At 62.6% G+C, this 14,673-nt stretch carries 12 protein-coding genes; 9 read left to right on the forward strand and 3 right to left on the reverse strand.

Going from position 1 to position 14,673, the window contains the following annotated elements:
* Positions 1-9: 9 nt before the first annotated feature.
* The 3 genes from KGA89_RS08645 to KGA89_RS08655 are packed head-to-tail and all read right to left on the reverse strand — an operon-like array spanning position 10 to position 2,482.
* A complete protein-coding gene (locus KGA89_RS08645) occupies positions 10-771 on the reverse strand; it encodes a PAS domain-containing protein (RefSeq protein WP_123350809.1) in 762 nt (253 codons plus the stop codon).
* Positions 772-1,443 (reverse strand): response regulator, encoded by a 672-nt coding sequence (locus tag KGA89_RS08650; protein ID WP_039011567.1) that lies wholly within the window; start codon positions 1,441-1,443, stop codon positions 772-774.
* The gene (locus KGA89_RS08655; RefSeq protein WP_114731068.1) at positions 1,412-2,482 is read right to left on the reverse strand and encodes an ATP-binding protein; all 1,071 of its coding nucleotides are present in this window, start codon (positions 2,480-2,482) and stop codon (positions 1,412-1,414) included. Before KGA89_RS08655 ends, KGA89_RS08650 begins: the two co-directional genes overlap by 32 nt.
* A gap of 248 nt (positions 2,483-2,730) precedes the next feature.
* Between KGA89_RS08655 and KGA89_RS08660 the strand changes: the two genes are divergently transcribed.
* From KGA89_RS08660 to KGA89_RS08700, 9 genes are all read left to right on the forward strand, one after another.
* Positions 2,731-3,177, forward strand: coding sequence for a dimethylamine monooxygenase subunit DmmA family protein (locus KGA89_RS08660; protein ID WP_043042651.1), 447 nt, complete (start codon positions 2,731-2,733; stop codon positions 3,175-3,177).
* The gene (locus KGA89_RS08665) at positions 3,174-4,103 is read left to right on the forward strand and encodes a PDR/VanB family oxidoreductase (RefSeq protein WP_013692965.1); all 930 of its coding nucleotides are present in this window, start codon (positions 3,174-3,176) and stop codon (positions 4,101-4,103) included. Before KGA89_RS08660 ends, KGA89_RS08665 begins: the two co-directional genes overlap by 4 nt.
* A gap of 11 nt (positions 4,104-4,114) precedes the next feature.
* Positions 4,115-5,131, forward strand: coding sequence for a heme-dependent oxidative N-demethylase family protein (locus KGA89_RS08670; protein WP_013692964.1), 1,017 nt, complete (start codon positions 4,115-4,117; stop codon positions 5,129-5,131).
* Positions 5,132-5,158: 27 nt separating this feature from the next.
* Complete coding sequence (locus KGA89_RS08675; protein ID WP_003200589.1) at positions 5,159-6,289, forward strand: aminomethyltransferase family protein; 1,131 nt, start codon at positions 5,159-5,161, stop codon at positions 6,287-6,289.
* Positions 6,290-6,319: 30 nt separating this feature from the next.
* Complete coding sequence (purU, locus tag KGA89_RS08680; RefSeq protein WP_003200587.1) at positions 6,320-7,186, forward strand: formyltetrahydrofolate deformylase; 867 nt, start codon at positions 6,320-6,322, stop codon at positions 7,184-7,186.
* A 21-nt stretch (positions 7,187-7,207) separates the two neighbouring features.
* Positions 7,208-8,575, forward strand: a complete 1,368-nt coding sequence (locus KGA89_RS08685) for an NAD(P)-binding domain-containing protein (protein WP_223471287.1) — start codon at positions 7,208-7,210, stop codon at positions 8,573-8,575.
* Positions 8,576-8,588: 13 nt separating this feature from the next.
* Positions 8,589-10,931, forward strand: a complete 2,343-nt coding sequence (locus tag KGA89_RS08690) for a DUF1989 domain-containing protein (protein ID WP_223471289.1) — start codon at positions 8,589-8,591, stop codon at positions 10,929-10,931.
* Between the two features lie 77 nt (positions 10,932-11,008).
* Entirely contained in the window at positions 11,009-12,688 is a 1,680-nt protein-coding gene (locus KGA89_RS08695) for an APC family permease (protein WP_223471291.1), read from the forward strand.
* Positions 12,689-12,775: 87 nt separating this feature from the next.
* Positions 12,776-13,720, forward strand: coding sequence for a bifunctional 5,10-methylenetetrahydrofolate dehydrogenase/5,10-methenyltetrahydrofolate cyclohydrolase (locus tag KGA89_RS08700; protein ID WP_223471293.1), 945 nt, complete (start codon positions 12,776-12,778; stop codon positions 13,718-13,720).
* The last annotated feature ends 953 nt before the right edge of the window (positions 13,721-14,673 follow it).

Raw genomic sequence — 14,673 nt, forward strand, 5'->3', positions numbered from 1 at the left:
AGCGGCGACTCAGCGAACTGAGGCCTGACCTGCCGTTCGCTCGAAAATCGCCCCCTCTATACCCAGCACTTCACGCGTATCGGCATAGATCCCGATGCCCTTTTCCCAGACGTGCTTGATCGACTGATCGGCGCAACGAATCCGGTAATTGAGCTCGAACGGCTCGTTGCGCGACAACGCATATTGCACCTCGCGCCAGACGTAGTCGGCATCCTGCGCCAGGATCAGGCTGTTGTAAGTGAACTCATGATTGTCCACCAGCCGCTCCGCAGGATATCCGGTCAGTTGCAGGCAGCCGGCACTGACAAACTCCATGGTCCAGTCGCGGTTGTTACGGCCCCGATAGATCAGCCCAGGCATGCTATCGAGCAGGCTCATGCTGCTGCGCTGACTGGCCTGCAAGGCAATTTCGCGGCGTTTGTGTGCCGTGACGTCCCCGACGACCAGATAGAACCCCTGCGGGCCGCGCTTGAGGTTCACCTCGAACCAGCGTAATTCACCAGAAGGATGTACAAAACGCAGGCGTTGATTGAACGAGGTCTCGGGACGCCGACGCAGCTCATGCAAGGCCTTGCGCCACAGCGGGCGGTCTTCCTGGTGCACATAATCGATGAGATTGCGCTCCGCGCCCGGCGCCCCCATCAACTCGGTCCAGGCCAGGTTGAAGTGAGCGATCTGGCCGTTGTCGCGCAATTCCAGCAGGGCGGCGGGAAAGCGATCCATCAGGTGCACACTCGGTGTCTGTGCAAAAGCTTCCGGGCTTTCCCTCATCTAATGACGCTCCTCGTGTCTTACCGACGCGCCGTTGTGCACCCACGCCGCCAACTCCAGACGTGAGTGCAGGCTGAACTTCTGCAACAGATTCCTCACATAAATCTTGACCGTACCATCGCTGATTCCCAGTTCCCGGCCGATCTGTTTATTGCTCATGCCGGCACCGATCAGGGCCAGGGTCTGCCCTTCGCGCTCGGTCAGGTTGCCTGTGTCTGGCAGGTCCGGGTCGTGCGCAGGCCGGCTCACCGATTCGTCCTGATCGGCCAGCAGGGCAACCAGGGTTGAATCCAGAACGATCGCGCCCTTGTGGCAATTGCGCATGTAGCTCAACAACGCATCGGGCTCGGTTTCCTTGAGCACATAACCACTGGCCCCCAGGCGCAAGGCCGTCAACAGCTCGGCGCGATCCATCGACGCAGTGAGCACCACCACCTGACAGTCGAGGCGCAACTGACGCAGTTCATCGAGCACCTGCAAACCGCTCAAGCCGGGCATGTGCAAATCGAGCAAGACCTGCTGCGGCGCCAGGCTCACGGCCAGGTTGATGCCTTCGCGACCGCTGGCCGCCTGCCCCACCACTTCGAAGTCGTCACTGGCGCCGAACAACTGCGCCAGGCCTTTGCGAAACAGCGGATGATCATCGATCAGTAATAAGGTTGTGCAGTCCATCGAAACTCCCCTGTGGCTGGTCTTGATGGCAGCGAAGGCCAAGATGTACGCGGACCCCATGCGGGCGGATCGCTTCAATTGTCAATCGGGCGCCAATGTTCGCGGCGCGCTCGCGGATAATCGCCAGACCGAAATGATTTGCCTCCCCTGACGCCGGACTGAGTCCGATGCCGTCATCCTCCACCGAAATGGAGACATCACCGTCCTGGTTTTGCCGCAACTCGATGCGGACATGCCGCGCATGGGAATGGCGCACCGCGTTGGCCAGTGCTTCACGAATAATCTGCAAAATCTGTAACTCGGTTCCCGGGCTCAAAGCATCGTCAGCCAGGCGGTTGTCCAGCTCGAACACGATGATGCAGCGCCGCGAGAACTCGGCGACCGAGTCGGCCAGTGCCTGGCGCAGCGAGCGCCCGTCCATGGTCAGACGCGCACTGGTAATCAACTCGCGCACCTGGCGCTGCAACTGGCTCAAGCCAGCGCACAGGTCCTGCAAACCCGCAGAGGCTTGTTCCGGCTCGCCCAACTGGGATTGCAGGCCATGGGCCTGGAACGACAGGTAACCGAGTTGCTGTGCCACCGAGTCGTGCAGCTCACGGGCCAAGGCACCGTGGCGGGACGTCGCCTGTTTGCGCTGCTGCTCACGGTTGTAGCTGCGCAAGCGCACAGCCATGCCTACCGCCTGCGCCACCTCTTCCAGTAACTGGCGCCAACTGGCACCGGCCCGTTTCGGGCTATCGAGCAGCAACACGCCCTTTTGGCCCTCGGGCAAGGCGCACACCAGTCGGTGCACGCCGCGTTGCCGACACGGGCCGCAGCTTTGGGGGGTGTCTGCCGCGCTTGCGTCGCGCCAGGGGCAAGTCACCACGTCCTGGCAGCCCTCGATCAAACCGCGTCGCGTCGGGCTGAGGTCCTCGCCGCCAAGGATCAGGTTCAACCTGGCAGGCGGCAGCAGTGCGTCGAAACGGTCCAGAAAACCCGATAAGGCACCGTCAGCGTGCGCCTGGCTCAAGGGCAACCCGGCCAACAGCTTACGCACGCTGCGGGCCTGTTCAGGGCGCACAGGCCCTAACCAGAGCGGCCACCACTGCGGTCGTGTTCGCACTCTCGATAACTCCCCGTCCGGTTGCTCCACATTCCTCGAATACCAGCAACTTCCATGCCCCGGACGGCCGTGTAGCAAGGCTTATCTCCAAAGGCATAGCCCTTTTTCCAGATTGAGAAGATTTTCCCCATAGGAAAGTATCTCTCCCAACAGGAAATAAAAAAGCACTTTGGAGAGCCCGCATGAAGCCCACCCTTAGCCGCCCCATCGTGGTGATGCAATCGGCAACCGTCTGCACAGAGGTTGTCGCTGAACTGGACAATCCCCTGCTGTTGAACGGCGAACAAGCCGACTTCACCCGGCACCTGCAACAGGCCTTGGCCAGCGCAACCGTGGGGTGTCGGCTCTACCTGCTGGGCGATGAAGCTTTTGTCTGGCGTGTTCACGGGCAGGCTCGCGCCGCTGGCCTGGAAGACGACGAGATCAGCATGACCTGCGCAACGCCCGGCCTGCGCCAGGTGTACTGCGCGCACTGTGGCCTGACCCAGGCGGCCGGGTCGGAGTCGTCGCTGAACTGCATTGGTTGCCACGTCGGGCTGGAGGTGCGCACGCATTTTTCCCGGCGCCTGGGGGCTTACCTCGGCGTGTGCATCAACCCCGACCAACCCTATGCGGCATTCCAGCCATGAGCGCGGTCCTCGACGTTCAGGTCAGCGCGGCAAGAATGCTCACGCCGGTGGTGCGCGAATTCACCCTGACGGCCCGCGACGGCACCCTGCCCGGCTTCTCGCCCGGCAGCCATGTGCAGGTGCATCTGCCACTGGCCGAGGGCAAGGTGCGCAACGCCTACTCGCTCACCAGCGACCCGGCGCACACCCAGCACTACCGCATCGCCGTGCGCTTGCAGGACGCTTCTCGTGGCGGCTCGCAGTACCTGCATCGCCAGGTGCAGGTCGGCGACACGTTGCAGATTTCACCACCGGCCAATCTGTTCGCCCCCCACGGCACTGCACGCCTGCATATCTTGATCGCCGCCGGCATCGGCATCACGCCGTTCATGGCCTATATCGCTGCGATGGAACAGCAGCAGGCCGATTTCGAACTGCATTACCTGTTCCGCCCGGGCCTGAGCGACGCCTACCTCGACGAACTGCAACAGCGTCTCGGCGCGCGCCTGCATGCCTATGACAATCGCCCCGACCTGAGCCAGATCCTCGCCGACCGGCCGCTGGGCAGCCATGTCTACACCTGTGGCCCGCAGTCTCTGCTCGACGCGGTTGAGCGTGAGGCCTCGCGCCTCGGTTGGCCGCGCAAGCGCGTGCATTCGGAAACGTTCAAAGGCGCGCAACCCGGCCAACCCTTCGACCTGCACCTGCTGCGCAGCGGTCGTCGCCTTCGGGTGGAGGCCGACCAGAGCCTGCTCGAAGCCCTCGAACACGCTGGCCTGCAAGTGCCCAACCTGTGCCGTGGCGGGGTCTGCGGCCAGTGCATCACCCGCCACACCGGCGGTGCCATCGAACACCGCGACAGCTTCCTCTGCCCGGCCGAGCAGGCCGACTTTCTGATGCCCTGCGTCTCACGCGGCAGCGGCCCCTGCATTTCGCTGGACCTATAGGAGTGAGTGACATGCCCCTGCAAGCGAGCCCCGTGCTGAGCTATCGCGATGATTTCAGCTTTCGCAACAGCCCTGCGGCAATCCGCCGTTTCCCCTTCCCCTTTGTCGAGGACAGCTACCTGTACTCGGTCAATATCGAACCGGCCACCTCCCGCGACCCCGGCTCGATCTATGAGCATGCCTTCGACATCGACGAGCACTACTGTTCGGAAATGGCCGAACGCGCCCTGGTACTGGATCAGGACCCGCGCCGCTACCTGGTGATGCCGCACATGCAAGTAGCAGCCTGGGATGCCTTGCAGATGCTGATGGAACACCTGGCCGCCGACTATCCGCAGTGGTTCAGCCTGGTGCGTGACGGCGACCGCTGGCATTGGCGCAACCGCCTGCTGGAGATCGATCAGCCGTTCATTTTCGGTGATGCCACCAGCCTGCCCAGCGCGCCGCTGGAGTTCATCGGCCGACAGGTTCAGGGGGATTTCGCCCTGCTCGATCAACGTGACGGCGATCTGTACATGGACGCCGGCCTGGTCACCAGTCCCGCTGACTGGTCCCTGGCCTTCGACGCCGGCATGAGCTTCAAGCAGTGGCATTCACCGGTGCCCATGGCCCACCAGATGGGCGTGTTCGACCGTGCGCTGAAGTATCTGCTCAACCTGCAAGTGGGTCAGCCGGTGCGGCGCCTGAACTGGACCCTGACCATCAAGCCGCGCCTGGACTCCTCGCCCGAGACGTTCCATGAATGGGGCGCCGACCGCGGCCGCATCACCGCCGAAAACGTCGGCCAACAGGTGCATCTGCGCGTCGAGCTGCAGGTGATGGCCCGTCTGCCGCGCAGCAACGCGGTGATGTTCAGCATCCGCACCTACCTGATCAGCCTGGACGAACTGGTCACTCAACCCGGCTGGGGTTGTCGCCTGCATCGCGTGCTGCGCGACCTGCCCGGCCCTATCGCCGACTACAAGGGCATGACCCGCTACAGACACACGCTGGTCGAGTGGCTGAGCCAATTCGACCCGCACGCCTGATCTCTCTTTCCCGACAAGGACCCTCACATGACCCTTTCATGGCGTATTTCTGCATTGGCCGAGCGGCACCGTGCCCTCGGTTCAAACCTTGAAGACTGGAACGGCATGGGCACCGCCTGGACCTACAGCAGCGCGCTGGCCGACCACCACGAAGCGATCCGCACCCGTGCCGGCCTGATGGACGTGTCGGGGCTGAAAAAAGTCCATTACGTGGGACCCCATGCCGAAAGCCTGCTGCAATGGGCGACCACCCGCGACATCGCCAAACTCTACCCCGGCAAATCGGTGTACGCCTCGATGCTCGACGAGGACGGCAAGTTCGTCGATGACTGCATCGTCTACCGCACCGGGCCTAACGCGTTCATGGTGGTGCATGGCGCTGGCACCGGGCATGAAATGCTGGTGCGTTCCGCCCTGGGCCGGCAAGTGGCGGTGCTGTTCGACGACGACCTGCACGACTTGTCGCTGCAAGGGCCGCTGGCGGTGGACTTTCTCGCCGAGCACGTGCCCGGCGTCCGCCAGTTGCCGTACTTCCATCACCTGCAGACGCGCCTGTTCGAACGCCCGGTGATGATCTCCCGCACCGGCTACACCGGCGAGCGCGGCTACGAGATTTTCTGCAAGGCGGCCGATGCACCGTTCCTGTGGGACAGCATCCTCGAACAGGGTGCCAGCCTGGGGATTATCCCGTGTGCCTTCACCGCGCTGGACTGGCTGCGGGTGGAAAGCTCGCTGATGTTTTTCCCCTATGACAACTCGCAGATGTACCCCTTCGCTGACCAGAAGGCCGGCGACACCCTGTGGGAAATGGGCCTGGATTTCACCGTCTCGCCCGGCAAACAAGCCTTCCGTGGCGCCGAGGAACACCTGCGCCTGCGCGGTCAGGAGCGTTTCAAGATCACCGGTGTGCTGCTCGAGGGCGTACGCCCGGCCGAGGCCGGCGACACCCTGTGGCAGGGCAACCAGCAAGTCGGCGTGATCACCTGCGGCATGTACTCGCGCCTGAGCAAACGCTCGATGGCCATCGCCCGCCTGAGCGTCGCCTGCTCCGTGCCCGGTATTGCACTGCAGGTGCGCGGCAGCCTTGAAGCGGGCGCCGTGACCCATGCCCTGCCCTTCGACGACCCGGAAAAAACCAAACGCACGGCCAAGGGCTGAGCCGCCCCTTAATTTAATCAGGAGCCTTCAATGGACGCCTCCAGCGAACATTACATTCTCAAGATCACCTGCCCGGCGGCATCCGGGATCATCGCCGCGATCAGCGCCTGCCTGGCCCGGCAGCAGTGCTACATCAGCGAACTGGCACAGTTTGACGACGAGTTCACCGGGCAGTTTTTCATGCGCGCGGTGTTCCGTTTCAACACCGGCGTCGACGGTGATATAGGCACCCTGCGCGAAGGCCTGGGCGACCTGGCCGGCGGCTTCGACATGCAGTGGCAGTTGTTCAGTTCGCGCCAACCGACCCGGGTGCTGCTGATGGTCAGCAAGTTCGACCATTGCCTCACCGACCTGCTCTATCGACACCGCAAGGGCGAGATGGACATGCACATCACCGCCGTGGTCTCCAACCACCTGGACCTGCGGGCCATGGCTGAGCGTGAAGGCATCCGTTTCATTTACCTGCCCATCACCAAGGACAGCAAGGCCAGCCAGGAGGCCGAGCTGATGCGCATCGTCGAAGACACCCAGACCGACCTGGTGGTGCTCGCGCGCTACATGCAGATTCTATCCGACGGACTGTGCCAGCAGTTGTCGGGGCGTGCGATCAACATCCATCACTCATTCCTGCCCGGATTCAAGGGCGCCAAGCCGTATCACCAGGCCTACGACCGCGGCGTGAAGCTGATCGGCGCCACTGCCCACTACGTCACCAGCGACCTCGATGAGGGGCCGATCATCGAGCAGGAAATCCAGCGCGTCGATCACACGCACCTGCCCGATTCGCTGGTTGCCATCGGCCGCGATACCGAAACCGTCGCCCTTTCCAAGGCACTGAAATACCACCTGGAACACCGGGTATTCATCAACCAGGACAAGACAGTGATCTTTCGCTGAAACCCTTCAGGAGGCACGCTCATGACAATACGCGTAGCAATCATCGGCGCCGGCCCGTGCGGCCTGGCCCAACTTCGCGCCTTCCAGTCGGCCCGCGACAAGGGCGCCACCATTCCCGAACTGGTGTGCTTCGAAAAACAGCAGGACTGGGGCGGCATGTGGAACTACACCTGGCGCACCGGTCTGGACGAGAACGGCGAACCGGTGCACGGCAGCATGTACCGCTACCTGTGGTCCAACGGTCCGAAGGAATGCCTGGAGTTCGCCGACTACACCTTCGAAGAACATTTTGGCCGCCCCATCGGCTCTTACCCGCCACGGGAAGTGCTCTGGGACTACATCAAGGGCCGCGTCGAAAAAGCCGGGGTACGGGATTACATCCGTTTCAACAACGTGGTGCGCCAGGTCACCTTTGACGAAGCGACTCGACGCTTTACGGTGGTCGCCCACGACCACGGCAGCGATACCCAGACCTCGGAAGAGTTCGACTATGTGATCAACGCCTGCGGGCACTTTTCGACGCCGAAGATGCCGTACTTCCCCGGATTCGAGCAGTTCGGCGGGCGCATCCTGCACGCCCATGATTTCCGCGAGGCGCTGGAGTTCAAGGGCAAGGACCTGCTCATCGTCGGCAGCAGCTATTCTGCCGAAGACATCGGTTCCCAGTGCTACAAATACGGCGCCCGCAGCATCACCAGCTGCTACCGCACCGCGCCCATGGGCTATGACTGGCCCGCCAATTGGGAAGAAAAGCCGCTGTTGCAGCGCCTGGAAAAAAACCGCGCGTACTTTATCGACGGCACCCACAAGACCATCGATGCGGTGATCCTTTGCACCGGCTACAAACATCACTTCCCCTTCCTGCCGGACGAACTGTGCCTCAAGACCGATAACCGGCTATGGCCGATGAACCTGTACAAAGGCATTTTCTGGGAGTCCAACCCGCAACTGATCTACCTCGGCATGCAGGACCAGTGGTACTCCTTCAACATGTTCGACGCCCAAGCCTGGTACGCACGCGATGTCATCCTGGGGCGCGTTCAACTGCCTGATCAGGCTGCAATGATCGCCGACAGTCGGCAATGGCACGAACGGGAACAGACACTGGAAACCAATCAGCAGATGTTCGAATACCAGGGTGCCTATATCCAGCACCTGGTGGACGCCACCGACTACCCGAACTTCGACATCGCCGCCGTCAATGAAACCTTCCTGCACTGGAAGCATGACAAAGCGGAAAACATCATGGGTTATCGCGACAAGTCCTATCGCTCGTTGATGACCGGCACCCAGTCACCGCCGCACCACACCCCCTGGCTGCATGCACTGGACGACTCGATGGCGGCGTACCTTGCCGAGCCGCCAATGTCCATCACGTCGGTCGGCTGACCGGGAGGTTCTCATGAACGCACCTCGTGTCTCTCATCCCCGGGAGCCCGGACTGTTTGCCCGGGCCCCGGCCCTGGAGCGCTATCGGGTAGCGGCCGGCGGCCTGACGCTGGTGGCCTTGCAGCCTGGCGACAGCCTGCAAGTGATCGACCTTGAAGGACAGCAACCCTGTGAACTGCTGGCCGTGGACGCCAACGGTCGTAGCGCGCTGGCGGCCTGGGCATTGAGCGGTTCGGCGGCCTGCGGGTTCATCGGCGCACGGCTCGCCGAGCCGACGGTGCAAGCTCGGCGCATCAACCAAGCGTTGAGCCGACGCGGTGTTGAGCCTTACCAACTGCCCAGCGCGGCTTCGCTCTGGGACGAGGACAGCCCTGCCGACTTCAGTCGCCACTTCGTCGCCAGCGATGAACTGCTGGTAATTGTCGCCGCCCCCGCAGGACCCACATCCGTCGATCGACAGTACCGGCCCAGCGAACTGCGGTTGTGGGTGACCCGAGCCAATCCCTCGTCGCTGCTGCTCCCGGCGTTACCCGAACCGTTGGGTGAGTTACTCGACGAATTCACAATTCACGCCGGCACCGCCCACAGCTACACCGTCGGCAAAGGGCAGTACGTGCAGGTGCTGGATGTCGCCGGTCGCCAATGCTCGGACTTCGTCGCCCTCGATCGACGGGCACTGGATCGCGGCCTGGAACTGGACCTGGACCAGACCGTCACCCGTACCCTGAACGGCAGCGCCTACCCGGCTCCGGGACTGTTCTCGAAGTTTTTCGACCGGCAGATGCAGCCGATGCTGGAGGTGGTGCGTGACACCGTCGGCCGCCACGATTCCTTCGCGCTGGCCTGCGCCGCGCGCTACTACGAGAGCCATGGCTACTTCGGGCACGACAACTGCAGCGACAACCTGAGCCGGGCCCTGGCGCCCCACGGGGTCGAGGCTCGCAGCGGTTGGCCGGCGATCAATTTGTTCTTCAACACCGGGATCGACGCTCACCAGCAGATGACGTTGGACGAGCCCTGGTCGCGTCCCGGCGATTACGTACTCCTGCGGGCCATGACCGACCTGCTGTGTGGCAGCACCTCATGCCCGGATGACATCGACCCGGCCAACGGCTGGAACCCGACCGATATCCAGGTCCGCATCTACAGCGAAAAGGAGCGTTTTTCCATCGCCATGAGCACTCGAACCACGGCCGATGCCGACCCGATCCTCACCCGTGAGTCCGCGTTCCACTCACGCACCAGCGCCTTGACCGGCAGCTTTACCGACTACCGCAATTGGTGGCTGCCGTTGCGCTACGACGGCTATGGCGCAATCGAGGAATACCTCGGTTGCCGTGAACGCGTCGCGGTGATGGACCTGACCGCCCTGCGCAAATTCGAAATCATCGGCCCCGACGCCGAAGCCTTGCTGCAGTACTGCCTGACCCGGGATGTACGGCGCCTGGCGGTGGGTCAAGTGGTGTATTCGGCGATGTGCCACGAACACGGTGGCATGCTCGACGACGGCACCCTGCTGCGCCTGGGCCCGGACAATTTCCGCTGGATCTGCGGTGAGGATTACGCCGGGGCCTGGCTGCGCGAACAGGCACAAAAGCTCGGCATGAAGGTCTGGGTCAAATCCGCCAGCGAGCAGATTCACAACCTGGCCGTCCAGGGCCCGATGAGTCGTGAGCTGCTCAAACAGATGGTCTGGACCCCAGCGACCCAACCGAGCCTGGAAAACCTGGGCTGGTTCCGGTTCCTGGTGGGCCGCCTGGACGGTTACGACGGCTGCCCGCTGATGATCTCGCGCACCGGCTACACCGGCGAACTGGGCTACGAAGTCTGGTGCCAGCCCGAAGACGCCGAGCGGGTCTGGGACCGGATCTGGCAACTGGGCCAACCGCTGGGCCTGGTGCCACTGGGCCTGGAAGCGCTGGACATGCTGCGCATCGAAGCCGGGCTGATTTTCGCCGGCTACGAATTCAGCGACCAGACCGATCCTTTCGAGGCGGGTATCGGCTTTTCTGTGCCGATGAAAAGCAAAACCGACGACTTCATCGGCCGCGATGCGCTGTTGCGGCGCAGCGCCCACCCCACTCACAAGCTGGTGGGCCTGCAACTGAGTGGCAACGAAGCCGCCCACCACGGTGACCCGGTGTATCGCGGCCGGGCCCAGGTCGGGGTCATCACCAGTGCCTGCCGCTCGCCGCTGCTGGCCAGCAACATCGCGCTGTGCCGGGTCGATGTGGCCTGCGCCGACGTCGGCACCATGCTTGAGATCGGCAAAGTCGATGGCCTGCAGAAGCGCATCAGCGCCGAGGTCACCGCAGCGATTTTCTACGACCCGGACAAGAGCCGGGTGCGCAGTTGATCAACCAGACGGACCTGAGCGCCACCCTGACTTTGACTGCCCCCACTACTCCGCTACTCAGACATGGGAATACGAAGATGGAAGCGACTACGTTCGAGACCGTACCGCAGGCCGCCAGCTCAGTGGGCAGCCTGCACCGCAAGATCGATTGGCGCGGGGCATTCTGGGTTGCCAGTGGCGTACCCGCGCTGGTGCTGTTTTCAATCGGTGCGATTGCCGCCACGGTGGGCAAACCGGCGTGGATCGTCTGGATCGTGTCGATCCTGTTCGGGTTTATCCAGGCCTTCACCTACGCCGAAATCGCCGGACTATTCCCGCACAAATCCGGCGGTGCCTCGGTCTATGGCGCGGTCGCCTGGGTGCGTTACAGCAAGCTGATCGCACCGGTTTCGGTGTGGTGCAACTGGCTGGCCTGGTCGCCAGTGCTGTCGATCGGTTCTGGGCTGGCAGCCGGTTACATACTCACCGCACTGTTCCCCGCCGATGCGCTGATCAATACCTGGCAACTGACCCTGCTCGATCTGGGCTGGATCAAGAGTGGCCTGTCGCTGCGGATCAATGCGACATTCGCCATCGGTCTGTTGATCCTGCTGACGGTTTTCGCCGTGCAGCATGGCGGCATTCTGCGCTCGGCGCGTCTGACCCTGGTGCTTGGCGTGACATCGCTGATCCCCTTGCTGCTGGTGGGCGTGGTGCCGTTGTTCACCGGTGATTCGGCCCAGGCCAATTTCCTGCCGTTGTACCCCCTGGCCCATGATGCGGCCGGGCAAGTGATCGATGGCCCCTGGGATCTGTCCGGCTGGTCGCTGATGGCCGGCGGTCTGTTCATGGCTGCGTGGTCCACCTACGGCTTCGAAACGGCGGTGTGCTACACCCGGGAATTCAAAGACCCCAAGCGCGACACGTTCAAGGCGATTTTCTATGCGGGCCTGCTGTGCATCCTAGTGTTCACCCTGGTGCCCCTGGCGTTCCAAGGCAGCCTGGGGCTCGGCCAACTGGTGACACCGGCGGTGCTGGACGCCAGCGGCGCAGTGGTTTCTCCGGCGGTCTACAGCGGCCTGTTGTCGCCCGCGATCTACAGCGGCATGGGCGTCGGCCAGGTGATGGCGGACAGTATCGGCGGCGGCAAACTGGTCGCCAACATCGTGCTGATCATGCTGGTCCTGGCCACCTTGCTGGCGATCATGACGTCGATGTCCGGCTCATCGCGCACCTTGTACCAGGCGTCGGTGGACGGCTGGCTGCCGAAGTACCTGGGCCGCACCAATGAACACGGCGCGCCCACCGCCGCGATGTGGACCGACCTGTCTTTCAACCTGCTGCTGTTGCTGATGTCCGACTATGTCTTCGTGCTCGCCGCGTCCAACGTCAGCTACATCATCTTCAACTTCCTCAACCTCAACGCTGGCTGGATCCATCGCCTGGATCGTCCCGACTGGGCGCGCCCGTACAGGGCCCCTACCGTGCTCCTGGTGGCCGGTGGCGTGCTGAGCTTCGTCAACCTGGCCTGCATGGGGCTGGGCGCCGATATCTGGGGCGCCGGAACCCTGATGACCGGCCTGCTGCTGGCGCTGTTGATCCTGCCGGTGTTCTGCTACCGCCACTATGTGCAGGACAAGGGGCTGTTCCCCGAAGCCATGCTCAACGATCTCTACGTTCAGGCCGACACGGGTCAGAAACGCGCGGGCCGGTTGCCTTACCTCACGCTGATTGCGGGTGTCCTTGTGGTGTACGGCAGCCATCAATTGGTAGTCTGAGCGCCCTTGCCTGCAGATCCCTGATGAATCATCGAGGTGCAACGACGCCTCGATGATTATTTCGGCCCTCTATCCATCAAGACAACGGTGACTCTTTTGATCAGCACCACCCCCGCACTTGCCCGCGACATCGACGGCAAGGCCATCTCCGCCCGGGTTCTCGACGAGGTTCGAGAAGAGGTTCTGACCCTGGCGCAGCAGCACATTTACCCTGCCCTGGCGGTACTGTTGGTGGGTGAAGACCCGGCCAGCGAGGTTTATGTGCGCAATAAGCTGCTGCGAGCCAAGGACGTCGGCATCCGCTCACTGGAGTACCGTCTGGCTGAAAATACCAGCCAGCGCCAGGTGCTGGAACTGATTGCCCAACTGAACGCAGATGCCACGGTGAATGGCATTCTGGTGCAGTTGCCATTGCCGGGGCATATCGACGAGGCGGCCGTCATTCATGCCATCGACCCGATCAAGGACGTGGACGGTTTTCATCGGGAAAACGTCGGCGGCCTGGTGCAAGGCATAGAAGTCCTTACGCCCTGCACGCCCAGCGGCTGCATGCGTCTGCTGCAGGAAACCTGCGGTGATGTGAGCGGCTTGCACGCCGTGGTCGTCGGGCGCTCGAACATCGTCGGCAAACCCATGGCGACCCTGCTGTTGCAGGCTCATTGCTCGGTCAGCGTGGTGCACTCACGCAGCGTCGATGCCCCGGCGTTGTGTCGACTGGCCGATATCGTCGTCGCAGCGGTAGGCCGTCCAGGGCTGATCGATGCCAGTTGGCTCAAGCCTGGGGCGGTGGTGATCGATGTCGGGATCAATCGTATTACCGACGAATCCGGCAGCCATCTGGTGGGCGATGTCGACTACGCCAGCGCGCGCACCGTCGCCAGCGCGATCACGCCGGTACCCGGTGGCGTCGGGCCGATGACCATTGCTTATCTGCTCAAGAACACCTTGATCGCCAGCCAGTTGCAGCATGCGGCCCAGGCTCGTGGGCAGACATCTGCCAGCCCACTCGAGGGTGTAGTGCTGTTCACTTAAGCCGTTCCCGGAGATTCTGATCTTCCGTTCCTAGCGTGTTTTTGGGTGAGATTGGTGTGTATATCCGTTGCTGCGGTAACGGCTACTTAGGGTTCCGCTTTTACAGCGGCTCACTTTTGAAAAGCCCGGGAGCCGGCCCAGTCAAAAGTAAGCAAAACGCTTTTGCCCCACCACTCGGCACCTCGCTTAGGCTCGGTGTGCCTGAACGAAGGCATTGCTCCGTGGGCCGCCGCGAAGGGCCATCCATGGCCCAGCGCGGCTAACCCGGCATCCATGCCGGGTTGCCCACTGCGCAATACCTTCGTTCAGCCAGCGTGGTTAATGGGGCGCCCCAGATCAAAAACAGAACCGAGGCGGCCTGATAGCCGACCTGGCTCTGGGTGATCGCGTTCCCCTGTGGGAGCGGGCTTGCTCGCGAAGACGGTGGGTCAGTTTGCGGTGATGTTGGATGTGCGGGCCTCATCGCGAGCAAGCTCGCTCCCACAAGGGATCTTGGGTTTTCTTGAGTCTTGTGTTCACAGCAGGACCATTGTGGGAACGAGCATGCTCGCGATGGCGGTGGTTCAGCCACATAGGCTCTTGCTTTGCTTTGGATTTTGATCTCGGCGCCCCGTTAACCACGCTGGCCGAACGCAGGCATTGTGGAGTGGGCACCTCGGCATGGATGCCGAGGTAGCCGCGCTGGGCCATGGATGGCCCTTCGCGGCGGCCCACGGAGCAAGGGCTGCGTGCGGGCATGCCGAGCCTAGGCGAGGCACCAAGTGGTGGGGCATGAGCGTTTTGCTTACTTTTGACTGGGCCGGCTCCCGGGCTTTTCAAAAGTGAGCCGCCGTAATTAGATGGACTCGCCCACGCCGAGGCGTCAATGCGCCGCGGTGGCAGTCTAAGAAGCCAACGACAGCGAGGGCGAGTCCATGAAAAAGAATACGACGCTTAAACAGTCCCTGTCTTCA

It is taken from the genome of Pseudomonas sp. A-RE-22 (assembly GCF_019956035.1).
Classification (GTDB): domain Bacteria; phylum Pseudomonadota; class Gammaproteobacteria; order Pseudomonadales; family Pseudomonadaceae; genus Aquipseudomonas; species Aquipseudomonas brassicacearum.